Below are 24,870 nucleotides of genomic sequence, written 5' to 3' on the forward strand. Positions count from 1 at the left end.
TAGGGGCGAGCGGAGCCTGCCCACAACGAGCCGCGCGGCGATCCGCCGACCGCCCGGCACCGGCTGGGCGGGCGCCCGACCTGGGCTGAGCGGACGCGCGCCTCAGTCCGCGAGGAGTGCTGACACCCGCTCGATCTCCTCGGCGAGCTCGTCGCGCTGCAGCGGGGTGAGCGTCTCGAAGAGATTCAGCTGAACCGCACCGTCCCGCCACCACCACAGCCCGCCGAGAAAGCCGTCGACGAGGAGGACGTTGCCGACGCCGGCGTTCGCACCCATCCACTTTCGCCGGGCCTCGGGCGTGCTGATGTGCGCGCGGTCCGCATGCGAGAGCCACACGTTGTCGTAGGCGCCCAGCATCCGCACCGGCGCTGGCTCGCCGCCGTCGGCGAACGGGGCGTCGGGCACGTCGAACCGGATGCGCCCGTCGGCGCTCGGGACCTCGACGAGCTCGTCCCTCATCCCGCCGAAGACGTCGGCGAGGCCGCGGACGCCGGACCACGCGGCCATGTCGGCGGGAGTGGCGGGCCCGAAGGCGCGGAGGTAGCGGCGGACGAGCTCGCGGACGTCGAGCGCGGCCATCGGCCGGCCGAGATGGTTCTCGAGCGTCTGGTAGACGACTCCGCCGGACCGCTTCCACAGGCCGCGCGGCGGCAGCTGGACGAGCGGCGCGTGCTCTCGGGCGAGATGCCCGAGCGCGGGGCCCGGAGCGCCCGGGAACTCCGCCGCGAGCCGCTCCCCCAGCTCCCGGTTCGGCAGGGGTCCGGCGGCGAGCAGGCGCCGGGCCGCCGCCACGACCTCGTCGACGGGCACATGCCGGGCCTCGCGGTTCATCTGGTTGCTGCCGCTGACCCGGCTGATCACCGGCTGAACCCAGGGCCGCAGCTGGAGGGCGTCCTCGGCGGCGAGCACGTGGACGGTGCCGCGCATCGTCAGCAGTCGGACGGCCTCACCCCGCTCGATGGCGCCGGAGAGCTCGAGCGGATCGAACGGCTCGAGCCGGGCGGCCAGCGACAGGTAGGGCGGCAGGTTCTCCTGCCCCTGCAGCCCGACGAGGTGGCGCACCATGTCGAGCGCGGGCATCGACGTGCGCTCGAGGAGGTGCTGGCGGCGCAGCAGGGTGCGGTTGAGGTCCCGCACGCTCAGCATGCGAGCACCGTATCGGGCGACGCCTAGCGGATCACGGGGTCCGGGAGGTGTGCGCTCAGCGCTCGCCGGGGACGAGCCAGGCGTAGCCGTGCGGCGGGAGCCGCAGGCCGCCCTCGTGCCGGGTTCCGGTCAGGACGTCGACGCCGCCGAGCGCCGGGAGGTGGACCTCCTCCGCGCTGACGTTCACGGCGGCGACGAGCTCGTGCGGCGTCCCCGCCGCACGGCGGACGACGAGAACGCGCTCGTCGTGCTCCTCGACGGCCTGGTCGGCGAACGGCGAGAAGCCCGGCAGGCCCCGCCGGGTCTCGAGCAGCACGCGCAGGCCCTCCAGCATCCCGCGGCGCCGGTCGGACGTCTCGAGCTCGGCGCGGAGCCGGTCGGCGTCGAGCACTTCCCGGTTGATGCGCCGGGCGATGTCGCTCGCCTCCATCCCCTCCCGGTCCTGACCGGAGCCGAGGAGCGAGTGGTAGTAGATGGCGGGCACGCCGACGAGCGACAGCAGGATCGCGTGGGCAGCGAGGCCGCGCACGACCGCGGCGGCGTCCGGGTCCGGGTCCGCGGGGTCGACGAGTGCATCGAGGTAGTTGGTGTTGAGCTCGTAGACGTCCTCTGTACCGTCCTGCCGCTTCGCGGTGGAGACGCGGCCGCCCCGGGCACGCACGCGGTCGACGAGCAGCGCGCGGTCCTCGTCGGTGAGGAGCCCCGTCGTCGGGCGGATGCCGATGCCGTCGTGGCTCGCGAGGAAGTTGAACCAGGTCGCCGTCGGGCTCACCGGGCGGATGTCCGCCGCCCAGCGCGCGAGCGCCGTGGCGCGGCCGGTGACGAACGAGTGCAGCACGAGGGGCGGCAGGGCGAACTGGTAGACCATGTTCGCCTCGTCCGACCCGTCGCCGAAGTAGCCGATGTTGTCGCTGTGCGGCACGTTCGTCTCGGTGAGGAGGAGCGCGCCCGGCGCGATGGCGTCGACGATCGCCCGCCAGATGCGGATCACGCCGTGCGTCTCGGGCAGGTGGATGCAGGTGGTGCCCGAGCGCTTCCAGAGGAACCCGATCGCGTCGAGCCGGACCGTCGTCGCGCCGTGCGAGAGGTAGCCGAGCAGCACGTCGGTGAGGTCGAGCAGCACGGCGGGCGTGCTCGGGTCCACGTCCACCTGGTCGGGGCCGAAGGTGGTCCACGCGCGCGCGACCGTGCCGTCGGGCCGCTCGTACTCGTGCGTCAGCGGCGTCGTGCGCGGCCGGACGACCCGGGAGGTGTCGAAGTCCTCCCCCGGCTCGAGGAAGTAGCCGGCGTACCGCGGATTCCGGGCGAGCCAGCCGCGAAACCAGGGGCTCGAGCTCGAGAGGTGGTTGGCGACGAAGTCGAGCATCAGGGCGTGGTCGGCGCGCAGGTCGGCGACGTCGTCCCACGTGCCGAGCGCGGGGTTCACCTCGCGGTGGTCGACGACGCCGAAGCCGTCGTCGGAGGTCCAGGGGTAGATGGGCAGCAGGTGCACATCCGTCACGGCGTCGCGCACGTGCTCGCGCAGCACGTCGCGCAGGGTGTGCAGCGGCGCCTCCCCCTCCCGCCGGAACGCGTCGCCGTAGGTGATGAGGTAGGCGGTGCCCTGGTCCGGGCGCTCTCGGTCGGCCCGCGGGATGCGCGGAGCCCAGCGCTCGGCGAGCGCGAGAAGCTGCGGCAGCACCTCTCCGTCGCGGCCCGGATAGAGGTTCTCGACGATCGGCGCCAGCCGCGCCCGGAGCGCGTCGCCTCCGTCGGCGGTCCACTCGGTCATGCCGTCCTCCCCTCCAGGAGCCGCCGGACGAGGTCCCGGCCGCGGTCGTCGAGGTCGGCGATGCGGTCGGAGAAGCCGCGGATGCCGGGCGCGCTCAGCACCGCCTCGGCCCACTCGTCGCGGAGCTCGAACTGCGGGCGGGCGACGAGGCAGTCGGGGTCGTTGGTCCAGAGCCGGCCGTGCTGCCACGCGCGGGCCTCGAGCGACATCCGGCCGCGCAGCCCCTGCGAGCCGTTCTCGCCGCCCTCGTGGAAGGTGTCGGGCGAGACCCGCATGGCGTCGACGAGGCCGACGCTCGGCAGGATGGGGGCGCCGCAGCCGAGCAGGTACGCGTCCTCCCCCATCACCTCGCGGACGAGTTCGAGGCCCGAGCGGTAGGCCTCGACCGGCGTCGCGTCGGAGTCGTGGCGGCGGCCGGGGACCGCTCCCCCGTAGAGAAAGTCGAGCTTGGCGTAGTCGATGCCGAGGTCGCGGAGGCCGGACAGCACCTCGGTGAGGTAGCCGCGCACGCCGGGATGGGTGAGGTCGAGGCCGACGAGGTCGTCGCCCCAGTTGTAGCCGGCGGGGCCGACCAGCCAGTCCGGGTGTTCGGTCGCGATCGACGACTTCGACCCCACGAGAAAGGGAGCGAGCCAGATGCCGGCGCGCCGGCCGCTGTCCCGGATCGCCGCGACGACGTCGGGCAGCGAGCCGAAGCCGGGCCGCGGCCGGGTCCACTCCCCCGTGCCGAGGCTCCAGCCGTCGTCGACCTGGACGACCTCGACCGGCAGCTCCTCCCGCCCGATCGCGGCGAGGTTCTCCAGGACGTCGCCGGCGGTGACCTCCTCGAAGTAGTGGTACCAGGTGCACCACACCCGGGGCACGGCGTCCGACGTGCGGGCGCCCATCGCGGCGCCGAACCGGTCGCCGAACTCCTCGAGGGCCGCGAGCCCCGCCGACCCGGGCTCCGCCCCCGACGCGCCCGGCGACGTGCCCTCGGCCGACCACCGCTCCACCTCGTCGTCGGCGCTCACGGTCACCCGGTCGGTCCGCCACTCCGCGCGGATGGTGGGAACGGAGGATCGGGCGTCGGGGGTGCCGTAGGCGCGCGCGGGACTGCCGTCGCCGGGATCGACGACGAGCAGCCCTTCGCCCTGCAGTCCGCGCTCGGGCAGCTCGGTGCCCGGCCGGAAGCGCATCAGGTGCTGCCAGCCCTCCGCGGGCCGGTGCATCGGGTGGGTGACGCCGTACCAGGTGGTGGGACTCCAGCTCTGCCAGCCCTCGGCGTAGACGCGGCCCTCCGGGCCGACCGGCACCTCGTCGACGATCCTCACGCCCGCACCTCCGCTCGCTCGCCCGGTCTCGTCAGCACGAGGCCGTCGGGCCGCACCGGCACACCGCCGGCCTCGGCGGACGCGGCCGCCGCGATGCCGAGCCGCACCGTCGCCAGCACGTGCTCCGCCGAGTTCTCCGGCTCGCGGTCCTCCGCGATGGCGGTGAGCAGCTCGCCCATCGTTCCGGCGAACCCGTCGGGGAACCACTGGCCCTCGAGCGCGTACCTCGTGCTCGCGTCGCCGCGCTCGAGGACGAGCGAGTCGGAGCCGAGCAGCACGCTTCCCCGGATCGTGCCCTCGGTGCCGTGGATCCAGAACGGGCAGCCGCCCGTCCGGGTCCGCGCGTTGCCGACGATGCGCAGCAGCGCGCTCGCGCCGCTGTCGAGGCCGAGGTGCACGGTCGCCTGCCACGGGTTCCGGGCCTCGTCCGGCTGGCGGGGCACCCGGGAGTCCGCGGCGGTGACCGAGGTGACGCTCGTGCCCTCGAGCCAGCAGCGGGTGATGTCGAACCAGTGCACGAGGTAGTCGGTGATCAGCATGTGCGGGATGTCGTCGAAGGGCGTGCCGGCGAGCGGCGGCAGCGGCTTGTCGTGCAGGTGCGTCACGCCGACCACGTCGCCGATCGCACCGTCTCGGATGAGCAGGCTCGCGAGCCGCCAGGCCGGCGCCCAGCGGCCGTTCTGGTTCACGGCGACGCGGACGCCCCGCTCGCGGGCCTCGGCGAGCACCGCCTGGAGGCGCGGCAGGTCGGCCGGTTCCACGGCGAGCGGCTTCTGAGCGAGCACGTGCTTGCCCGCCCGAACCGCGGCGGCGACCAGGTCGACGCGCCCGAAGGGGCCGGTGGCGAGGTCGACGACCGCCACCTCCGGATCGGCGAGCAGCTCGTGGACGCCCGCATGCACCCGGCCGATGCCGAAGTCGGCGGCGAGCCGGCGGGCGTCCTCGACCTTGCGGGACGCGACCGCGACGACGGGGACGCCCCACGCGGCGTAGCCGGGCAGGTGCGCCGTCCGCGCGATCGCACCGGCGCCGATGAGGCCGACGGCGGCCGGCGAGGCGGGGATCCGCGGCCGATAGTCCGGCACGGACGACAGAGGGGAGCCGGTGAACCCGCTCATGCCGCGCTCCGCGGTGCCGCGTCGAACCGGAGCAGCGCCTGCAGCATGGCGGGGTCGCCGCTGTCGAGCCTCTCGAAGACCTCGGCGACCCGCGGGGCGTCGACGACGTCGGTGACGAGGGCGCGCCCGTCCACGGCGCCGGAGAGGAGCTGCCCCAGCACGGTGCGGACGAGTCGCGGCTGGTCCCACCGGCCGCCGAGCCCGGCGGGAACGCCGGCGATCTGGCTCGCGACGATCCGCACGCGGTTGTGGTGGAACTCCTCCCCCAGGCGCAGGTTCGACGCCCCGCCCTGGTAGAAGCCGGAGGCAGCGACGAGCCCCTCGACCACCACGGACCGCACCGCCTCGTGCAGGGCCGCGTCGACGCCGGACAGCTCTATCGCGCTGTCGGCGCCACCGCCGGTGAGTTCCCGGATGCGCCGGCCGGCGCCGCCTTCCCGTCGCGCATCCACTCCCTCGGCCGCGCCGAACCGCCGCGCGACCTCGAGCCGCGCCGGCTGCGCGTCGACCGCGAGAACCCGGGCGCCGGACAGGGTCGCGAGCCGGGTGGCGAGGAGGCCGATGACGCCCTGGCCGAAGATGGCGACCTGCTCCCCCAGCCGCACGTCGGCGGCGAGCACCGCGTTGAGTGCGATCGAGCCGACCCGGGCGAAGGTGCCGAGCAGCGGATCCGCGCCGTCCGGCAGCACGCGCCAGGCGAGCGCGGAGGCGGGCAGGACGGCGTCGCTGCGGTGTCCCCAGATCCCGTGCACGAGGTCGCCGACGCCGGGCGCCATGACGTCCTTCGCGACCTCGACGACCTGGCCGACCTCCGAGTAGCCCCAGCCGACGACCGGGTACCCGAAGCTCGGGGTGCCGGGCACGAAGAGCCGGGCGTCCGCATCCCACGTCGACGTCAAGTACGGGTTGGTGCCGCGGTACGCGGTGAGCTCGGTGCCGGCCGAGATCCCGGAGTACCAGGTGGCGACCCGGACCTCGCCCGGGCCGAGCGGGGCCGCGTCGGTCTCGACGAGCTCCACCCGGCGGGGGCCGGGGAATTGGACGACGTGGGGCACGGGGATGCGCCCTCCTTCCGTGGTGGGAGGCCGGAGGTGGTGGGGGTCAGCCCTTCTCGGCGCCAGCGGTGAGGCCGCCGACGAGCAGCCGCTCCGAGGCGAAGAACAGGAGGATGATCGGCAGCGTGAGGATGACGGAGCCCGCCATCAGCACGGTCGTCGGCACCTCGATGCTGCCGCCGAGCTGCGACAGCCCGAGCGACACCGTCCACGCCTCCCGCCGCTCGACGAGGAAGAGCAGCGCGAACAGGAACTCGTTCCACGCGATCATGAAGATGAACAGGCCGTTCGACACGATGGCGGGCATCGCGAGCGGCAGGCTCACGCGCCACATCGTCTGCAGCCGGCCCGCGCCGTCGATCGCCGCCGCCTCCTCGAGCGACACCGGGATCGTCGCGAAGTAGTTGCGCAGCGTGTAGATCGACACGGCCACCACCTGCGAGACGTAGACGATCAGCAGCCCGACGAGGGAGCCGCGGAGCCCGATCTGCGTGAAGAACACGAAGAGCGGGACCGCGAGCAGGATGCTCGGGAAGAAGTACACGGCGAGGAACAGCCCCGACACCTGCCGCCGGCCGAAGAACGCGAGCCGGCTCACCGCATACGCGCCGGGGATCGCGACGAGCAGCGACAGGGCCACCGTGCCGAGCGCGACGAGCAGCGAGTTGCGCATGAAGTTCGCGAACCCCTGCCCGCCCTCGGAGACGGGGGCGAGCACGTTGAGGTACGTGCTGGGGTCGAACTCGGCCGGGGTGATCCAGAGCGCGCCCGGGTTCCGCAGCAGCGAGTCGAGCGACCGGAAGCTCAGCAGCACCATGTAGTAGAACGGCACGACCGCGACGAGCACGAGCAGTGTGATCACGATCGGCTTGAGGATCGCGAAGAGCGTGTTCTCGAACCCGTCGCGGCCGACGCCCTTCGCCTGGCCGCCGGCCGCCCGGTTCGGCGCCCGGGTCGACGTCGTGGTGCTCATGCCTGCTCCTCCTGCCGGCCGAACAGCTTGAGGTAGATGGTGACGAGCACGGCGAGGATCACCGCGAGCACAAGCGCCTGCGCCGACGCCGCCCCGATGTCACCGCGCGCCGTCAGGTAGTTGAAGACGCGGACGGAGACCACCTCGGTGCCGGCGCCGCCGCCGGTGAGGAGGTAGATGTCGTCGAAGTTGTTGAACGTCCAGATGAAGCGGAGCACCGACAGCACCGCGATGGTCGGCAGCAGCTGCGGCAGCAGGATGTGCCGGAAGCGCTGCGTCGGGGTCGCGCCGTCGATGCGGGCCGCCTCGTCGAGGACGTCAGGCACCGCCTGCAGTCGCGCGGTCAGGAAGAGGAACGCGAACGGGAACGACCGCCACGCCTCGAACAGGATCACCGTGATCAGCGCGATCGGCAGCTCCACCTGCCAGCCGAAGATGCTCGCGGGCACCGACCGGTCGGAGAGGAACGCGACCGGCTCCTCCCAGCCGAACACCTCGGTGCCGAACCAGTTGACGACGCCGAACTGCGGGTTGAGCATCGTCGACCACACGAAGGTGGCGGCGACGACCGGCGCGACGTACGGAATGAGCAGAGCGGCGCGGATGAGGCCGCGTCCCCTGAACGGCTTCTGGAGCGCGAGCGCCGCGATCAGCCCGATGCCGATCGCGAGCGCCGTGCCGAGCACCGAGTAGAGCAGCGTCGTCCAGAGCGCGTCGAGGAAGCCGTCCGACGTGATCACGTTCACGAAGTTCGCGAGCGTGTACTCGCCGAAGAAGCCGGTGCCGCGGATGTTGATCAGCCGCACCCGCTGGAAGGCGAGCGAGACCGCCCAGAGGATCGGCAGCACCACCGCGACGGTGATGATGATCAGCGTCGGCGAGATCAGCGTCAGGCCCGCGCGGTTCTCCTCCTTGCTCCGGAAGCCGCGCTTCCCGCGCTTCCCGCTCGCGCCGACGAGCTTCTCGGGCTCCGGCGGGAGGTTGGGGGCCGGGCCCATGCGGCCCGGCCCCCCGGCCAGCTGGGTCACAGCGAGCCCGCGACCGATCGCACCGTCTCGGCGGCCTGCTGGGCGGCCGTGGCCGGATCGTCGCCCTGAGCCACCCCGGCGACCGCGGCCGCGACGGGCTGCTCACCGGTCAGGGCGCCGAGCAGGTCACCCTGCCCCTGCGGGATCGCCCAGCGGCCGATGTTCTCCGGCCCGGACGCGACAGCCTCGAGCACCTCCGCCGAGTAGAAGTCGGCGAGAGGCGCCTTCGTGTCGACGCCGACGGGCAGCGTGGACCAGACGTCGGAGTACGCGGTCGGCTCCTCGGGCGTGCCGAGGCGGACGGGCACCTTGCCCTCGGGCGCGATCGCGATCCACGGCTCGTAGCCGTCGCTCATCATGTACTCGATGAACGCCTCCGACGCCTCCGCGTTGGCGTCCGCGGTGATCGTCCACGACGTGATCTCACCGAACTGCGCGGGGTCGTCCGCGTCCGGTCCCGCGATGGCGGTCACGACGCCGGTGTTCTCGGCGAGGAAGGCCGGGTTGCCGGCGCACTCCGCGCAGGAGGGCAACGCGTCGTTGCGGAGGCCGGCGAGCTCGTCGAGCAGGAAGCTCGACCAGATCGTCATGGCTGCGGTGCCGGCGAAGTAGCTCGCGCGCGTGGTGTCGACGTCCTGGGCCCCGGGAGGACCGTACTGGGTCACGAGGTCGCCGTAGAACTCGAAGGCCGCCACGCAGGCGTCGGAGTCGAGCGTCACCTCGCCCTGGTCGTCGACCAGCTGGCAGTCGTTGCCGAGCGCGATGTGCTCGAACGTCTGCTCGGTGAACGCGTCACCGGGTGCCGTCGATCCCACGAAGCCGGACACCCCGCCCGTGTTGAGCGCCTCTGCCGCGGCGAGGATGCTCTCGTACGAGTCGGGGGCGTCGAGCCCGGCCGCCTCGAAGAGGTCGGTCCGGTAGAAGAGCATCTGCAGCCACGACTCGCTCGGCACCGCGAGGCGGGTGTCGCCGTCCGAGACGAGCTCGAGGGCGCTCTCCGAGAACGTCGACGGGTCGAGCGCCTCGATGGTGGCGCCGACCGCTTCGGTGTTGACGAGGTCGTTGGCCGAGAGGGTGCGCACCTGCGGCAGCGAGATGCCGCCGATGACGTCGGGCAGGTCGCCGGCGGCCGCGGCCGCGGTGATCAGCTGGGCGAACTGGTCCTCCGCGACGGAGACCACCTCGACCTGGGTCCCGGAGTCGGCGACGAACGCGTCGACGATCTCCTGGGTGGCCGCGACGCGGTCGGGCAGGTCCTCCTGCACCCAGAAGAGGATGCTGTCGTCGCCGCCGCCGTCTCCCCCGCCGCCGTCGCCGTTCCCTCCCCCGCCGCCGCTCGTGCAGCCGGTCAGGGCGAGCGCCGCTGCACTCACCGCGGCTGCCATCGTCACTGCTCTGGAACGAAGTTTCACCGGGCGCCTCCTTGCGCTGTGACTGCAGGATCGCTCCCCGGAGCACTCGGCCCCGGCGAGTTAAGTCAGGACGCTAGGTGCGTTATGTCTAGCTGTCAAGCATAATTCGGAGTGTTCACCTGTCCTCGGGAAGGAGACCCGGATGCCGGGACCGGGAGACGTGCTGGAGCTCATCCGCGCCGGCCGCGCGTCGACGCGCGGCGACGTGCTGGAGCAGACCGGCCTGTCCCGCATGACCGTCGCGGGCCGCATCGACGCGCTCCTCGACGCGGGCTTCCTCGTCGAGCGGAACGGCACCGACCGCATCGCGGCGGGACGTCCGTCCCGACGGCTGCAGTTCAACACCGCGCGCGCCTCACTGCTCGCCGCGACCGTCGACACCACGCACACGACCGTGGCGCTCACCGACCTCGCCGGACACGTCCAGCAGGACGCGCGGATCGACGTCGCGGTCGCCGACGGCCCCTACGCCACGCTGCACGCGATCCTCGACTCGGCGCAGGGCCTGCTGGCTCGAGCCGGTCTCACTCCGGACCGTCTGAGCGGGATGGGCATCAGCGTGCCCGGCCCTGTCGACCCGGACACGGGCCGCCCCAGCCAGCCGCCGATCATGCCGGGCTGGGACGCCTACCCGATCCCGGATCACCTGCACGATGCGCTCGGCGTCCCGATCCTGGTCGCGAACGACGCCGACGCCGCCGCGCTGGGTGAGCAGCGCGCGGCCCACCCCGAGTCCCGCTCGCTGTGCTTCCTCAAGGTCTCGTCCGGCATCGGCACGGGGATCGTCATCGGCGGTCAGGTCTACGTCGGCACCGACGGCGGCGCCGGCGACATCGGCCACGTGAAGCTCGCCGGCCACGACGATGCGGTGTGCCAGTGCGGCGCGCACGGCTGCCTGGCGGCCGTCGCGTCGGGCCGGGCGATCGCCCGGGCGCTATCAGCGCTGGGGAAGCCGGCCGCATCGGCGTCCGACGTGTCGGCGTATCTGGCGGCGGGTGACTCCGACGCCGCCCGCCTCACGCAGGCTGCCGGACGGGAGATCGGCGAGGTCGTCGCCACCGTGGTGTCGCTGCTCAACCCCGGCGAGGTCGTCATCGGCGGCACCCTCGCCTCGCCGCCGCTGATCACCGGCATCCGGGAGACGCTGTACCCGCGATCCCTCCCCCGGGCGACGCGGCACCTCACGATCAGCCAGTCGACGCTCGGCGAGCGGGCCGCGATCGTCGGGCTCGCGACGATGGTCGTGGAGCGGGAGTACTCCGCCGCGGCGGTCAACGCCGCGCTCGGCGGCTGAGCCGGCAGCGCCTTCGGCATCCTCCCTGCGCCACCGCGTCAGCGCCTCTGGAGACCTCGACCGACTCGCGGTGCGGCTGCCGCCGCGCCGAACCCTCGCGTCGCGAGCGGGGTTCGACGACCGCCGCCGGAACCCGTAACAAGCCGGTAACGGACGGTCCCCATTTTTCGCTTGCGGGATGCCGCGCGCTCCGTAAGACTCTCTCCATACGAGAAGAGCAAATCAGATCGTAAGAAAAACTCGCCCTCAGTGGAAAGTTGGTGCCATGCCCTCACCTCGCCACGCCGAGATCTCCGGCGCTGGATTCGCCGGGCTGACGGTGGCCACGGCGCTCGCCCAGAAGGGGTGGAGCGTCCGGGTCCACGAGCGCTCGGCCGAGCTCCGCGCCGAAGGTGCCGGCATCGTCCTCTGGGGCAACAGCCTCCAGGTCCTGGATCGGCTCGGAGCCACTCCCGACCTCGAATCCCGCGCGATGCACTCGCCGGCCTACGAGACGCGGATGAACAACGTGATCCGCTCTCAGGAGAAGCTCGAGGGCATCCGGTGGATCTCCGTCACGCGCCCCCACCTGTACGCGACGCTGCTCACCGCGGCGCGCGAGTCGGGCGTCGAGATCATCTCCGGCTCCGAGGTGACCGGCGCGACGCCGGAGGGGCGCATCGACTTCGCCGACGGAACCTCGGCCGAGGCCGACCTCGTCGTCGGCGCCGACGGCGTGGGCTCCGCGGTCCGCGACTCGCTCGGCATCCCGCTCAAGCGGGAGCGGTCCCGCGACGGCATCACCCGCTTCCTCGTCCCGCGGCACAAGGCGGAGCTGCAGCAGCTCGAGCCGGACACCGAGTGGGACAACTACATCGACTTCTGGAACATCGAGCCCCGCGTGCTCCGCGTGCTCTACGTGCCGTGCAACGACGAGGAGGTGTACATCGCCCTGATGGCCCCGGTCAGCGACGCGCAGGGGTCGAAGGTGCCGATCGACCTCGCCCTCTGGACGGAGAACTTCCCGCACCTCACCCCCGTGCTCGAGGAGGCGGCGAAGCTGCACGGCCGGTACTACGGGTACCAGACCACCCGGGTCGACCACTGGACCGAGGGCAGGGTCGCCATCATCGGTGACGCGGCGCACGCGATGTGCCCCGCGCTCGCGCAGGGCGCCGGCTGCTCGATCCACAACGCCTGGACGCTCGCCACCGAGGCGACCAAGGCGTCGAACGACCAGCTGCCCGAGGTGCTCCGCGAGTGGGAGCGCCTCGAGCGGCCGATCACCGATCGCGCGCAGGACCGCTCCCAGTACTACGCCGACACCCGGCAGATGGCGCAGGGCAACCAGTTCGCGGGCGACGTCGTCGAGACGGCCCTGTACAACCCCACTGACCCGCACCGACACGAGGTGAACGTATGAGCATCGACCCCTACTACCGAGTCCGCGCCTTCCACTCCTTCGTGTCCGAGACCGTCCGCGAGGTGGGTCCGGCGCCCGAGCAGCCGCTCGTGAAGGCCGCCGTCGCCGTCGTGCTCGAGAACCCGTTCGCGGGCCAGTGGGTCGAGGACCTCTCGCCCCTCACCGCGCCCAGCGCGAGCATCGGCACCGAGCTCGGCCGACGTGCCGCCGAGCTGCTCGGCGGCCGGCCCGTCGAGTCCTACGGCAAGGGCGGCCTCGTCGGCCTGAACGGCGAGCAGGAGCACGTCGTCGCGTGCATCACGACGGTCTTCGGCGACGCCCTCCGCGAGGCGGTCGGCGGCGGCAAGGCCTGGATCTCCTCGGCCTCGAAGGTCGCGGCCGCCGGGACGCAGATCGACATCCCCCTCGCGTACAAGGATGAGGTCTACGTTCGCTCGCACTACGACGCGATGACGATCGCGCTGCCCGACGCCCCGCGGCCGGACGAGCTCGTGATCATCGTGGCCGTCGCCACGGGCGGGCGGCCGAACGCCCGGGTGGGCGGGATGACCGCCGCCGACGTCGCAGCCCGAGACTCGCAGTAGTCCCTCGCAGATCAGGAAACCGATGACGTATCAGCACAGCCAGTACTTCGAAGACGCCTCGATCGCGAGCGTGCTCGCGGACGTCGCCCGGGCGCACCGCATCCTCGAGCTGGAGGGGCACGGCGACATGTCCATGGGGCACCTCTCCTTCCGGGACCCCTTCGGGCGCGGCCTCTGGCTGAAGCGCGGCAACCTGGCGCTCTCCGAGGTGGAGGGCGACGATTTCATCCTCATCGACTTCGACGGCAACGTGCTCGAGGGCACCGGCCTCCGGCACCTCGAGTGGCCTCTGCACGCCGAGATCCTGAAGGCCCGCCCCGACGTCAACTTCGTCGGCCACTCGCACGCGCACTTCTCCACGGTGCTCGGCGCGTCCGAGGAGACTCTCAAGCCGTACAACAACCACGGTGTGTGGTTCGCCTATGAGGGCGTCCCGCGCTTCGCCGAGACGAGCCACATCATCACGACCGTGCCGCTGGGCGTCTCCGCGGCGCGGGCTCTCGGCCCGGCACAGGCGATCCTGCTCGCGAACCACGGCATCGCCTTCGTGGGCAGCACGGTCGCCGAGGTGACCCTCACCGGGATCTTCCTCGAGAAGGCCGCGCGCTTCCAGGTCGACCTCAAGTCGTCGGGCTTCACGCCGATCGAGCCGGACCCCGACGAGACGAAGGAGAAGTTCGACCGGATCTATCCGGCCAAGGCCCAGCACAACTTCTGGACCTACTTCAACCGCCGGCTCGACCGCGTCGAGGCCCTGCAGGGCATCGGCATCTCGCAGATCAGCCTGCCGCCCGGCATCTGAACCGCATCCACCGCACCGCCAACGTCAGCTAGGAGCATCGCATGAGCAGCCTTCCCAAGATCGCGACCGTCGTCGGCTCCGGGACGATGGGTCCCGGCATCGCCGCGACCCTCGCCCGCGCCGGTGTCGTCGTCCGCCTCTACGACATCTCGGACCAGGCCATCGAGAACGCGAAGGCGTCCTACGCGATGGTGAACGGCGTCCTCGAGACCGTCGGCACGCCGAAGTCGGACGGCGGCTCCGTGGAGTTCGGGACCGACCTCGCCGCAGCGGTCGCGGACACCGAGCTCGTCATCGAGGCGATCCCGGAGCGGCTCGAGCTCAAGAAGTCGCTGCTCGCGCAGCTCGAGGACGGCCTCGTCGGCGACGACGTCATCATCGCGTCGAACACCTCCGGCATCCCGATCACGACCATGGGCGAGGACATGCGCGTCCCCGGCCGGCTGATCGGCATGCACTGGTCCAACCCGCCGCACCTGATCCCGATGATCGAGGTGATCCCCGGCGAGGCGACCGACCCCGCGCTCGTCGACCGGCTCGTCGAGATCGTCAAGGCGTTCGACTACGTGCCCGTCGTCGAGAAGGAGACGCCCGGCTTCGTCGAGAACCGCGTCCTCTACGCGATCCTCCGCGAGTGCCTCGACCTCCTCGAGAAGGGCATCGTCACGCCGGAGGGCCTCGACGCCTGCGTCAAGTGGGGCATCGGCTACAAGCTCTCCGTCGTCGGCCCCACCCGCCTCCTCGACATGGCCGGCCTCGACATCTACAAGGCCGTCTCCAGCTACCTCAACGCCGACCTCGCGGACCGCAAGGACACCCCGGCGATGATCGAGGAGAAGATCGCCGCCGGCACCCTCGGCTTCAAGAGCGGCGCCGGCATGTACGAGTACGACGGCCCCGAGGCGATCGCGGAGAAGCGCAAGGAGATCGTCACCGGACTCGTCGCGGCCCGCAAGACGCTCTCGTCGATCCCGAACGTCTGATGCCCGTCACGGTCGGCGTCGAGCCGATCGCGGACGGACTCTCCCGCACCCGGGGCGCCGAGGTCGACCTCGCGTTCCGGGTGCGGGGCTCCGGCCCGGCGATCGTGCTGCTGCACGGAACGTCGGCGAACCACGCCGTCTGGGAGCCGGTCGCCGAAGCTCTCGCCCCGCACTCCACCGTCATCGCGCTCGACCAGCGCGGCCACGGCCGGAGCGACAAGCCGGCCACCGGCTACACCGGTCCGAGCTTCGCCGGAGACGTCGTCACCGTGCTCGACGCCCTCGGCATCGAGCGCGCGATCGTCGGCGGGCACTCGCTCGGCGGCCGCAACGCCTGGCTCGTCGGTGCGCTGCATCCCGACCGCGTGCGCGCCGTCGTCGCCGTGGACTACACGCCGTACGTGGAGTCGGGCGTGCTCGACGACCTCGCGGTCCGGGTCGCCGGCGGCTACCGCGCCTTCCCGGACCGCGCCGCGATCGAGGAGTACATCCGCGGCCGCTACCCGCGGATCCTGCCGGGCGCCGTTCAGCGCCGGGCACGCTGGGGCTACGAGCAGCGCGAGGACGGGCAGTGGTGGCCGCTCGCCGATCCGGACGCGATGCAGCAGCTCATCACGGGTTTCCGCACCCCCTGGGACGCGGAGTTCCGGGCGGTGCCCGCCCCGATGACGCACCTGAGGGGCGTCGACAGCCGCATCCTCAGCGAGTCCGCCTGGGCCGCGGCGATCGCGGACCGGCCCGGCGACCGCTGGGTGCTGATCGACGACGCCGACCACTACATCCCGGAGGAGCACCCCGACCTCGTCGCCGCCGAGTTCGAGCGCCTGCTCGACGCCTGAACCCCTACCGAGAACACCACCCACCGACGAAAGGACGAGCCGTGGCGCTCTTCATCGACAAGCTCACGATCTCCAGCCCCGACATCCCCACCCTCGGGCGCTTCCCCGAGGAGTTCACCGCCGACGGCGGCAACTCGGTGCCGCGCCTCGAGTTCTCCGGCGCGCCGGAGGGCACCGTCGAGTACGCGGTGATCCTCCACGACCCGGACGCGCCGCTCCCCCACGGCTTCACCCACTGGGTCGTCTACGGCATCTCGCCGCAGGCGACCTCCCTCGACGTCGACGCGCCGGGCGTCCGCCAGGCGCCGAACGGCGCCGGGGCGACCCAGTACTTCGGTCCCCAGCCGCCCGCCGGTCACGGCGACCACCACTACTACTTCTGGATCTACGCGCTGAACCGCAAGGTCGAGGGCACGCCCACCCGCGAGGAGTTCCTCGCCCAGTACGCGGACGCCATCATCGAGCAGGCGCGATTCGTCGGAGTCTGGCAGAGCTGATGGCGATCACCGACGCGCACTTCCACGTCGGGGACTTCCCGATGTCGGGGGTGCGCCTCGACGAGGACGGCCTCGCCCCCTACCTCGCGGCGAACGACATCGACACCGCGATGGTGTTCCACGAGGACAACGCGATGGTCCGCCGCGTGGTCGCCGGCATCCCCGGTGCGTACCAGCTGTACTGGGCGAACCCGAAGTGGGACGGCGCCGTCGCCGAGCTCCGCGAGTACCTCCGGGACCCGAAGGTGCGCGGGGTGAAGCTGCACCCGCTGTTCGGCGGCTTCCTGCCGGACGACCCGAGGGTCCACCCGATCATCGAGGTGCTGATCGAGCACGACCTGCCGGCGCTCATCCACTGCGGGCACCCGATCTTCTCGCTGCCCTGGAGCATCGAGGAGCTGATCATCCGGTACCCCGAGGCGAAGATCATCCTCGGCCACATGGGTCACGGGAACATCGTCTACATCGACGCGTCGATCGCGATCGCCGCCCGGCACCCGAACGTGTGGCTGGAGACCAGCGGGATGCCGATGAGCCTCAAGATCAAGGAGGCCGTGGAGAAGGTGGGCGCCGACCGGGTGATGTACGGCTCGGACGGCCCCTGGCACGAGCCGAAGGTGGAGCAGCTGAAGGTGCAGCTCGCGGGCCTCGCCCCCGACGACCTGGACGCGGTGATGCACGGCACGGCCCAGCGCCTCTTCCTCGGCGCCTGACGCCTGCCGCGGGTCCTGCGGACAGCGGCCGAGGGGCCGGCACCCGGAGGTGTCCGCTCCACCCGCCGAAACGCCGTTCGACGCACGTGCCACTCTCAGAACGGAGGTGGTGCTTCGGCCGCCGCCGCAGCGGCGAGCCATTCGCGTTGCACGATCGGCGGCGCACCGGGACGTCGCGGCGTCGGTGGCGGCGGGAGGACCGTGTCGGCGAACGTGCGGTAGACCCTGCCCCTCGGGGAGGTCCACGCGAGCGTGCCGTCGCCGTTCCCGTGCTGGGTGACGTTCCAGGGGCTTCCGTGCTTCAGCATGTGGTGGGCCTTGCAGAGGAACGCGAGGTTGCAGTCGTTCGACTCCCCGCCCTCTTCCCACGCGCGGGTGTGGTCGAGGTCGCAGTGAACGGCCGGGCGCGTGCAGCCGACGAACCGGCACACTCCGTCCCGGATGCGAAGCTTCGAGCGCAGCTCCTCGGGGCTCCGGTACTTGACCTTCCCGTACTTGAGGATGATGCCCGTCTCCGGGTCGGTCAGCAGACGGATCCACTTCTCCGACATCCCGGCCAGCATGCGAGCGGTGTCGGCGTCGATCGGGCCGTAGTTCTCGAGGAACCCGGCTGCGTCGCTCTTGCCCAGCGCGGTCAGCGCCGGAATGTGCACGAACACATCGGGCGTCACCCGCCGGCGCGCCCGCGGGGACGGCTGCAGCGGCTGGTCGTCCTCGGCGGGCGGCACAGCGCCGGCGGCGTCGACCATGAGATCGCGGAAGACGTCCGCCGTGATCTGCGCCAGCGATCGGGGCTCGTCCTCGGTCTTCAGGGTCTGCGCGATGGCCTCGATCACCGCGACCACCTCGACGGCGTCCTCGGCGGACAGCAGGGCGCTGACCCAGGCCATGCCGTCCTCGGCTCGCTCGAAGACGACCCGCCGCTCCAGCAGTGCCTCCTTGTGCCGGGCGATCAGCGACTCCGCGTCGAGCGACAGCCGGATCTCCCGAGCCTTCCGCTCGAATCGGGACGCCACGAGGTGCGTGTACGGCAGGAGGCGCTCCTCGTATTCGTGCAGCAGGTCGTCCCGCAGGCCCGAGGACTGCTCGACCAGGATCCGGGCGTGCCGCTCACTGATGACCATCCGCTCGAGCGCATCGAGGGTGTCGGGGAAGTCGTGGACCAGCTTCCGGGCCAGCTCGAGCTGCGCCTGTGCGGTGCGCTCGTGCACCTCCAGCGCCGCGGCCACCTCGGCGCGCAGGGAGCGCCACTCCAGGGCGTCCTGGTCAGTCCAGGTGGCCCCGGTCAGCGTCTCTTGCTCGAGGCGCATCGCATCCAGCAGCCGATACTGCCGCGCGGCGTGCTGACGAGCCTGACTCGCAAATTCCTCTAACTGGTCCAGCAGCGAGGGACGGGGAGAGACCGCGTCGAGAAGGCGCTGCATGAGCACGTCCTCGACAGTGCAGATACCCAGCGGATCCTCCGGGATCCCCTCGACCTGCACATCCTCGAACATGGACACAGTCAACCGGCACCCACCGACACTGGCCGGTCCGATAACGCTCGAGATGCCGCAACCTTCAACCGATGATCGAAGCGACTTCCGGCCGTCGTTCCGGGGCCTACGGTCGCTCGTCGATCACGGGGTGGGCCGGCGAGTCGGCGGCGTCAGCCGCGGGTCAGGCCGTCAGGCGTGTCGCCGCGAGGGCGAGCACCTCCGCGATGCTCCGCGCCATCGCCGCTCCCTCGGGGCCGGCGAACTGCGCCTCACCGCCGTCCCGGTGGAACGCCCACCCCTCGGAGCGGCCGACGCCGATGAGGGCAGCGGGCACGACGCGGGTCACGTTGCCGAAGTCGGTCGCGAACGGGAGCGGCGGAACGTCCGACTGCACCGGACGCCCGGCGGCGGCCAGCGCGTCCCGCACGGCGGCGGTCACGCGCTCGTCCGGGCGGATCGCCTCGATGGCGTTCCCCCTCTCCCAGACCGCCTCCGGCAGCGCCTGCCGGACCGGCTCGAGCAGGGAGTCGATCTCCGCCTCGGACGACGCGAAGACGAGGAACTGCGCCCGGAGGGAGAGCCCGGAGCCCTCCTCCACGTCGCCGTCGAGCACGATCGTCTCCACCATGACCCGGGCGCGGTCGAGGGTCTCCAGCAGCTCGCCGAGCCGGCGGAACGCCGCGTAGGGGGCGGGGTCGACGTCGTTCCGGAGGGTGCGTCCGCCCGCCACGACCGCCGTCTCGCGCCGCATCCACAGCGACTCCGACCACACCGCGTCGAGGAACTCGGGGTGCACGTAGAGGGCGGCGTCGACGCCCCGCCACACGCCGCGGGCCGCGGTCAGCGCCTTGCCGCTGCCGAGGCGCTGCGTGCCGGGGGCGTGGATCTCGTCGGCCGGGCAGCCGACAACGACGACCGTGCCGGAAAGCGACTCGCGGAGGTCGGCGAGGGCGAGGGCGGCGCCGAGGACGCCGGCCGACTGCGCCGTGTGCCCGCAGGAGTGGGTGGGCACCGTCGCCCCGTCGGAGGGGCGGTGAGCCGGCACGGCGTCGTAGACGGCGAGCAGTCCCACCGTGCCGCCGGGCCGGCCGGTGGCGAGCTCGGCGCGGAACGCCGTCGGCAGGCCGCCCGCGCCGCGCTCGACCCGGTAGCCAGCGGCCTCCAGGCGGGAGGCGAGCTCCGCCGAGGTGGCGTGCTCCTCGTGGCCCAGCTCCGGATGCGCGAGCACGAACGCCGAGATCTCGCCGATGTCACGCTCCCGAGCGGCGACGGCATCGAGGACGGCGCGGTCGGGAACGGTGCTCATCGGGTCTCCCCTTGTCGGTTCGGTCGGGCCTGGTCGGTCCGGTCGGGCCTGGTCGGTCCGGTCGGGCCTGGTCGGTCCGGTCAGGCGTAGGAGGCGGTGAAGGTCTCGGCGATCGCGAGGACCGGCGCGTGCACCGGTCCGGCCGTGATGGACGGGATCACCGACGCGTCGACGACGTGCAGCCCGTCGATGCCCCGGAAGGCGAGGTCCGGGGTGACCGGCGCTTCGTCGTCCGCGCCCATCCGAAGGGTGCCGACAGGATGGTGGTGGGTGATCGCGGCGCGGGCGATGAACGCGTCGACCTCGGCCTCGGTGCGGACGCCCTGCCCGGGCAGCACCTCCTCGGCACGCCACCCGGCCATCGCCTCGGTTCCGGCGATCGCTCGCGCGCGCTCGAGGGCGAGCCGGAACATCGACCGGTCGTGCTCCGTGTCCAGGTAGTTCGGATCGATGAGGGGTGCGTCGTCCACCGAGGGGCCGCTGATGCGCAGCTCGCCGCGGCTCGTCGGATTGGTGACGCCGAAGAGCAGGGTGAAGCCCTCCCCGAGGCCGACGCCGGGTTCGAACGACTCGGACGCGCTGGGCGCCACAACGCAGCCCACCACGACGTCGACCGGGCCGGCGGTCTCGCCGAGGCCCTTCGCCGACTGGTAGCACATCGACTCGGAGAGGTTGAGCCGGGTCGGCGGAACCGGCTTCGCCGCGCGGTACAGGTTGCCGGCGCCGAGGAGGTGGTCGTGCAGGTTCTTGCCGACCCCGCGCGACTCGACGACGGTGGCCACGCCGGCCGCCTCGAGCACGTCGGGGTCGCCGACGCCGGACCGCATGAGCAGCAGCGGGTCCGCGATCGAGCCGGCGGAGAGGATCACCGTGTCGGCGGAGATGTCCATCCGCTCCCCGCCGACGATCACTGCGGCGCCGACGACCCGGCCGCGCGAGATCCGCAGGCGCTCGACGACCACCCCGGTGAGCACCGCGAGGTTCGGCCGGTCCATCACCGGGTCCAGGTAGGCGTCGGCGACCGTCATCCGCTCGCCGTTCCGGAGAGTGAGGGAGTTCGGGGTCGCCCCGAGCATCTCGCCGCCGTTGTGGTCGGGGATCCGTGGGATGCCGAGCGAGACCGCCCCCGCGAGGTAGTCCTGCACGAGCGGGCTCACGAGATCGGGGCCCGGCAGCAGCACGGACAGCGGACCGTCGGCCCCGTGCACCTCGTCGGCCCCGCCGGAGAAGGACTCCATCGCCTTGAACCGGGGAAGCAGCTCGTCCCAGGACCAGCGCTCGTCGCCGGTCGCCGCGACCCAGCGATCGAAGTCCGCACGGCACCCGCGCATGTGCGCGTTCGCGTGCAGCAGGCTCGAGCCGCCGAGCCCGCGGCCGCGCGCCCAGCTCAGCTGCCGCCCCGCCAGCCTCGGCTGAGGCACGGTGAGGTAGTCCCAGTCGTACTCGCGGTGCTGGATGAACGGCCACAGCTCCGGCCGCCGCATGTCCGGGTCGGTGACCCGGCCCCCCGCCTCCAGCACGACCACGCGCCTGCTGGGGTCGGCGCTCAGCCGGTTGGCGAGCACGCATCCCGCGGAGCCGGCGCCGAGGATGAGGACGTCGGCACTCGCGGTCGTCATGCGTCTCCGATCGGAAGCGGGGTCGGCCTCAGCCGCGGCTCAGTTGCGCGTGTGGCCGCCGTCGACGACGAGAAGCTGGCCGGTGACCCACTCCGCCTTCTCCGAGGTGAGGAACGCGACAGCCGGCGCGATGTCGGCGGGCGTCGCGCGGCGGTTGAAGGCCTGCATCGGGACGACGTAGTCGAAGCCCGCGCCGTGGCCGGTCGTGAACACGCCCTCGCTCGCGGTGATGCCGGGCGCGACCGCGTTGATGGTGATGCCGTACTTGCCGATCTCGCCCGCGACGGCGCGGGTGAAGCCGACGACCGCACCCTTGGTGGCGACGTAGTCGGCGCAGTTGGGCGTGCCGGCGACGAAGGTGTTGGACGCGATGTTGACGATGCGGCCGTACTCGTTCGCCTTCATCGCCTCGACGGCGGCCTTCGTCATGTTGAAGAGGCCCTCTCCGTTGACCGAGAAGGTGCGTCGCCACTGCTCGATGGTCAGGTCGTCGAAGGGGGTGAAGGGCACGAGCCCGGCGTTGTTGACGAGGATGTCCAGGCGGCCGAGCTCCGCGACGACCTCGGCGACCACGGCGTTCGCCTGGTCCGGGTCGGAGACGTCGAGCCGCTTCGCGACTCCCCCGATCTCCTCGGCGACCTTGGTGGCGCCCTCGACGTTGATGTCGGTGACGACGACCTTGACGCCGTCCTCGGCGAGCTCCTTGGCAATGGCCGCGCCGATGCCCTGGGCGGCTCCGGTCACGATGGCGACGCGATCAGTCATGCTGCTTCCTTTGTTTCGATTCGGTTGCGGGACGGTCGATTGCCGCCGCCGTCAGTTGCCGCCGTAGTACTCCGGCGCGAGCTTCCACTCGAGGTAGGGCTCCAGCTCGTGGGAGGGGTAGATGTCGGCGTCCTTGACCCGGCCGAGGTAGTTGAGCCGGCGGATCGCCTCGACCGACTTGGCCGGGTCGAGGTGGAAGCCCGCGATCCACTCCTTCTCGAGCGTCGTGCGGGTGTACGCCGCGTCGCCGCAGAAGAGCATGCTCCGGTCGTTCTGCAGCTCGACGAGCATCGAGTAGTGACCGATCGTGTGGCCGGGGGTCTCGAACAGGGTCACGCCGGGGACGATCTCGTAGTCGCCGGAGATCGGCTTGTAGGTGACGCCCGGGAAGTCGAAGGACATGTCGGAGTAGCCGAGCCGCTCGAACGGCTCCGGGTACTTGGCCTGGCGCAGCTCGGCCTTGTGGACGAGGTGCGTCGCCTTGGTGAGGTACTTGTTGCCGCCGACGTGGTCGAAGTGGAAGTGCGAGTTGACGACGATGTCGACGTCCTCGGGCTTGTAGCCGATCTTCTCGAGCTGCGCCGGGATCGTCTGCTCGGGCGTCTGCTCAGGGAGCTCGAAGGGCAGGACCTTCTTCACGTGCTCGAGGTCGTAGCCGGTGTCGTACATGATGAGTGCATCCGGGTGCTCGACCAGCACCGAGTACACGGGGAACCGCACGGGATTGCCCGCGTTGATGTGCCAGTGGACGTCGGACTCGTCGATGACGAGAGTGCCGCCATCGAGCAGGTAGACCTTCGGATCCGCCATCGAATGCTCCTCGCTTTTCTTACATGGTCCTGAGTGCCGCTCACACTATGAGAATCGACGGCGGGTGGTCAATGGCGGATTCGGCGGTTCGCGGTCAGGTGTCGGCCGGGACCGCGGGGTGGTCCTCGAACACCGGCTCGAGGTCGTAGTGGACCCAGCGGTAGCAGTGGTCGAGCATCGGCTGCGCCGCGAAGTCGCCGGTGCAGTTCGTGTCCTGGTACCGCGCGGTGCCGTCCTCCTCGTGCCAGTGGATGCGGCAGATCACCGCCCAGGTCGTCTCGTTGCCGACCTCCTCGGCCGGCAGCAGGTGGTCGCTCGGCAGCCAGCACTCCGTCCAGTCGGCGAGGGCGGGGTCGATGGTGGAGGTGCGCGGCGCGACGTCCGCGAGTTGGGCGAGCGCGTCGGCGTCGCGAGGCGCCAGCGGCTCCGCCGGCGCCGATCTGGTGGGCGCGGGAGACGTCGGCGACGATGTCGCGGAAGCCGTGCCGGCGGGCGGCTGACCCGCCCCGGCGCAGCCCGAGAGCGCGACCATCGACAGCGCGAGCGCCGCCATCCCGATGCGGCGGAGAGGACCGTTCATGGGCTCGCTTCCTAGGAGATGACCCCAGCCAACAGGCTCGATGCCTGGCGTCGTGTTTCGGACCGGTAAATCTCTCGGGAGATCGTTGACCTCCCTGTCATCCTTCTCATATTGTCCCCGTACCGACGCACATTGTGAGAAATCGAGGCGCAAGGCCGCGGCGGTTCCCACTCTCGGAGAGGACTCCCAGGCAATGTACAAAGCAGTCACCAGCGGCGTTCGGCGCCGCGCGGCCAGGGGCGCCGGCGCGCTTCTGGCCGCATCCGCCCTCACCATCGCGCTCGCCTCCTGCTCGTCGCAGGCGGGCGGAGGCGGCAGCGACTCCGGCGGGGGCGGCGACGATGCCGCCACCGACGTGACGAAGCTCGCGTTCGTCGCCCCGGAGAACGAGACCGACCTCGGCTGGAACCAGGTCGGACTCGCCAACTCTGAGGCCGCGGCCGACAGCCTCGGGCTCGAATACGTCGCCGTCCCCGACGCGGGCTGGGACAACATCGAGACGGTGCTCAGCCAGGTCATCGACGACGATGGCGCGAACTTCGTCATCGCCCACGCCTCCGGCTACGGCGTCGCGGCGCAGTCGGTGTCGGCGGAGACCGGCGTTCCGATCCTCGCTCAGGACTCCGGCCTCGAGCCGGTCCCCGGCCAGCTGGCCCAGGCGCTCGTCTCCGCGGAGCAGGGCGGCTACATCGCCGGCATCGCCGCGGCGATGTCCACCCAGTCGAAGACGGTCGCCGTCGTCATCTCCGCCGATGACGTCAACTGGCTCGACATGGCCGCCGGCTTCGCGCAGGGCGTGTACTCCGTCGACCCGGGCATCAACGTGCTGTTCGGCCAGATCAGCGCGAGCGGCTACGCCGACTCCGCGGGCGGCAAGGCCGCGGTCGAGACCGTCATCGCCGGCGGTGCGGACGTGGTCTTCGGCATGGGCGACGGCGCGACCCTCGGCTACCTCCAGGCGATCGACGCGCACCCGGGCGTCAAGTACATCGCCGACATCGGCGACGTGACGGGCGCGCTGCAGGACCCGAGCGCGCTGCTCACCTCCGTCATCTGGGACTACACCGCCACCTACGAGCAGGCGATCAAGGACGTCGAGGCCGGCACGTTCGGCACCGAGGACTACCAGCTGACGGTCGGCAACGGCGGCCTGTACCTGCAGGAGACCGACAACCTCACGCAGGAGATCAAGGACGCCGTCGCGACCGCGACCGCCGCGATCGAGGCGGGAGAGATCGAGCCGAGCGGCGCGGCGGACTCCGCCGAGGTCAAGGAGGTCATCGCCTCCAAGAAGGCCGCCTAAGCGCCTTCGAGCGCCGTTCCGGTGCCGGGGGTCCCCGGCACCGGAACGGCCCGGCCGCCCTCGGCGGCGATCCGAGCGA

General features: G+C 71.7%; 23 protein-coding genes. 9 read left to right on the top strand and 14 right to left on the bottom strand.

The annotated features are described in order from the left end of the window. Positions 1-102 precede the first annotated feature (102 nt). Genes J3P36_RS01220 through J3P36_RS01255 form a run of 8 tightly spaced genes read right to left on the bottom strand, consistent with a single transcriptional unit; the run spans position 103 to position 9,789 of the window. On the bottom strand, positions 103-1,146 hold the full coding sequence (locus J3P36_RS01220; protein WP_210505443.1) for a winged helix DNA-binding domain-containing protein: 1,044 nt from the start codon (positions 1,144-1,146) through the stop codon (positions 103-105). Between the two features lie 55 nt (positions 1,147-1,201). Next, complete coding sequence (locus tag J3P36_RS01225) at positions 1,202-2,917, bottom strand: alpha-amylase family glycosyl hydrolase (protein ID WP_210505444.1); 1,716 nt, start codon at positions 2,915-2,917, stop codon at positions 1,202-1,204. Further along, entirely contained in the window at positions 2,914-4,230 is a 1,317-nt protein-coding gene (locus tag J3P36_RS01230) for a glycoside hydrolase family 36 protein (RefSeq protein WP_210505445.1), read from the bottom strand. The genes J3P36_RS01225 and J3P36_RS01230 overlap by 4 nt, the downstream gene beginning before the upstream one ends. Then, positions 4,227-5,348, bottom strand: coding sequence for a Gfo/Idh/MocA family protein (locus J3P36_RS01235; protein ID WP_210505446.1), 1,122 nt, complete (start codon positions 5,346-5,348; stop codon positions 4,227-4,229). The genes J3P36_RS01230 and J3P36_RS01235 overlap by 4 nt, the downstream gene beginning before the upstream one ends. Continuing rightward, a complete protein-coding gene (locus J3P36_RS01240; protein ID WP_210505447.1) occupies positions 5,345-6,403 on the bottom strand; it encodes a zinc-binding alcohol dehydrogenase in 1,059 nt (352 codons plus the stop codon). Before J3P36_RS01240 ends, J3P36_RS01235 begins: the two co-directional genes overlap by 4 nt. 46 nt (positions 6,404-6,449) lie before the next feature. Continuing rightward, positions 6,450-7,376, bottom strand: a complete 927-nt coding sequence (locus tag J3P36_RS01245; RefSeq protein WP_210505448.1) for a carbohydrate ABC transporter permease — start codon at positions 7,374-7,376, stop codon at positions 6,450-6,452. Beyond that, on the bottom strand, positions 7,373-8,404 hold the full coding sequence (locus J3P36_RS01250; RefSeq protein ID WP_307806912.1) for a sugar ABC transporter permease: 1,032 nt from the start codon (positions 8,402-8,404) through the stop codon (positions 7,373-7,375). The genes J3P36_RS01245 and J3P36_RS01250 overlap by 4 nt, the downstream gene beginning before the upstream one ends. Continuing rightward, positions 8,401-9,789 carry an ABC transporter substrate-binding protein gene (locus tag J3P36_RS01255; protein WP_246854108.1) on the bottom strand — a complete coding sequence of 463 codons (1,389 nt, stop codon included), beginning with the start codon at positions 9,787-9,789 and terminating at the stop codon, positions 8,401-8,403. The genes J3P36_RS01250 and J3P36_RS01255 overlap by 4 nt, the downstream gene beginning before the upstream one ends. A 169-nt stretch (positions 9,790-9,958) precedes the next feature. On the opposite strand from J3P36_RS01255, the gene J3P36_RS01260 reads away from it, so the two are divergent. The 8 genes from J3P36_RS01260 to J3P36_RS01295 all read left to right on the top strand — a co-directional run bounded on the left by J3P36_RS01260 (position 9,959) and on the right by J3P36_RS01295 (position 16,930). Beyond that, entirely contained in the window at positions 9,959-11,110 is a 1,152-nt protein-coding gene (locus J3P36_RS01260; RefSeq protein WP_210505450.1) for an ROK family protein, read from the top strand. A gap of 265 nt (positions 11,111-11,375) precedes the next feature. Beyond that, entirely contained in the window at positions 11,376-12,512 is a 1,137-nt protein-coding gene (locus J3P36_RS01265) for an NAD(P)/FAD-dependent oxidoreductase (protein ID WP_210505451.1), read from the top strand. Beyond that, positions 12,509-13,096: an amino acid synthesis family protein gene (locus J3P36_RS01270; RefSeq protein ID WP_210505452.1), complete on the top strand. Its 588-nt coding sequence runs from the start codon at positions 12,509-12,511 to the stop codon at positions 13,094-13,096. Before J3P36_RS01265 ends, J3P36_RS01270 begins: the two co-directional genes overlap by 4 nt. Positions 13,097-13,118: 22 nt before the next feature. After that, positions 13,119-13,898 (top strand): class II aldolase/adducin family protein, encoded by a 780-nt coding sequence (locus tag J3P36_RS01275; RefSeq protein ID WP_210505453.1) that lies wholly within the window; start codon positions 13,119-13,121, stop codon positions 13,896-13,898. 41 nt (positions 13,899-13,939) lie between these two features. Continuing rightward, positions 13,940-14,881, top strand: a complete 942-nt coding sequence (locus tag J3P36_RS01280) for a 3-hydroxyacyl-CoA dehydrogenase NAD-binding domain-containing protein (RefSeq protein ID WP_210505454.1) — start codon at positions 13,940-13,942, stop codon at positions 14,879-14,881. Next, a complete protein-coding gene (locus tag J3P36_RS01285) occupies positions 14,881-15,720 on the top strand; it encodes an alpha/beta fold hydrolase (RefSeq protein WP_210505455.1) in 840 nt (279 codons plus the stop codon). Before J3P36_RS01280 ends, J3P36_RS01285 begins: the two co-directional genes overlap by 1 nt. A 41-nt stretch (positions 15,721-15,761) precedes the next feature. Further along, the gene (locus J3P36_RS01290; RefSeq protein ID WP_210505456.1) at positions 15,762-16,217 is read left to right on the top strand and encodes a YbhB/YbcL family Raf kinase inhibitor-like protein; all 456 of its coding nucleotides are present in this window, start codon (positions 15,762-15,764) and stop codon (positions 16,215-16,217) included. Next, positions 16,217-16,930 (top strand): amidohydrolase family protein, encoded by a 714-nt coding sequence (locus tag J3P36_RS01295; RefSeq protein ID WP_210505457.1) that lies wholly within the window; start codon positions 16,217-16,219, stop codon positions 16,928-16,930. The genes J3P36_RS01290 and J3P36_RS01295 overlap by 1 nt, the downstream gene beginning before the upstream one ends. 95 nt (positions 16,931-17,025) lie before the next feature. Here the strand turns inward: J3P36_RS01295 and J3P36_RS01300 are convergent, their stop codons facing one another. From J3P36_RS01300 to J3P36_RS01325, 6 genes are all read right to left on the bottom strand, one after another. Further along, complete coding sequence (locus tag J3P36_RS01300) at positions 17,026-18,426, bottom strand: HNH endonuclease signature motif containing protein (RefSeq protein ID WP_210505458.1); 1,401 nt, start codon at positions 18,424-18,426, stop codon at positions 17,026-17,028. A gap of 163 nt (positions 18,427-18,589) precedes the next feature. Continuing rightward, positions 18,590-19,714, bottom strand: a complete 1,125-nt coding sequence (locus J3P36_RS01305) for a M20/M25/M40 family metallo-hydrolase (RefSeq protein ID WP_210505459.1) — start codon at positions 19,712-19,714, stop codon at positions 18,590-18,592. An 80-nt stretch (positions 19,715-19,794) separates the two neighbouring features. Beyond that, positions 19,795-21,333, bottom strand: coding sequence for a GMC family oxidoreductase (locus tag J3P36_RS01310; RefSeq protein ID WP_210505460.1), 1,539 nt, complete (start codon positions 21,331-21,333; stop codon positions 19,795-19,797). Between the two features lie 39 nt (positions 21,334-21,372). Beyond that, positions 21,373-22,098, bottom strand: a complete 726-nt coding sequence (locus J3P36_RS01315) for an SDR family NAD(P)-dependent oxidoreductase (RefSeq protein WP_210505461.1) — start codon at positions 22,096-22,098, stop codon at positions 21,373-21,375. Between the two features lie 51 nt (positions 22,099-22,149). Beyond that, positions 22,150-22,908 carry an N-acyl homoserine lactonase family protein gene (locus J3P36_RS01320; protein WP_210505462.1) on the bottom strand — a complete coding sequence of 253 codons (759 nt, stop codon included), beginning with the start codon at positions 22,906-22,908 and terminating at the stop codon, positions 22,150-22,152. A gap of 94 nt (positions 22,909-23,002) precedes the next feature. Then, positions 23,003-23,488: a hypothetical protein gene (locus tag J3P36_RS01325; protein WP_210505463.1), complete on the bottom strand. Its 486-nt coding sequence runs from the start codon at positions 23,486-23,488 to the stop codon at positions 23,003-23,005. 193 nt (positions 23,489-23,681) lie between these two features. Here J3P36_RS01325 and J3P36_RS01330 point away from each other — a divergent pair, with 193 nt between their 5' ends. Next, complete coding sequence (locus tag J3P36_RS01330; protein ID WP_210505464.1) at positions 23,682-24,791, top strand: BMP family protein; 1,110 nt, start codon at positions 23,682-23,684, stop codon at positions 24,789-24,791. Positions 24,792-24,870 lie beyond the last annotated feature (79 nt).

Source organism: Naasia sp. SYSU D00057 (assembly GCF_017916505.1).
Taxonomy (GTDB): domain Bacteria; phylum Actinomycetota; class Actinomycetes; order Actinomycetales; family Microbacteriaceae; genus Naasia.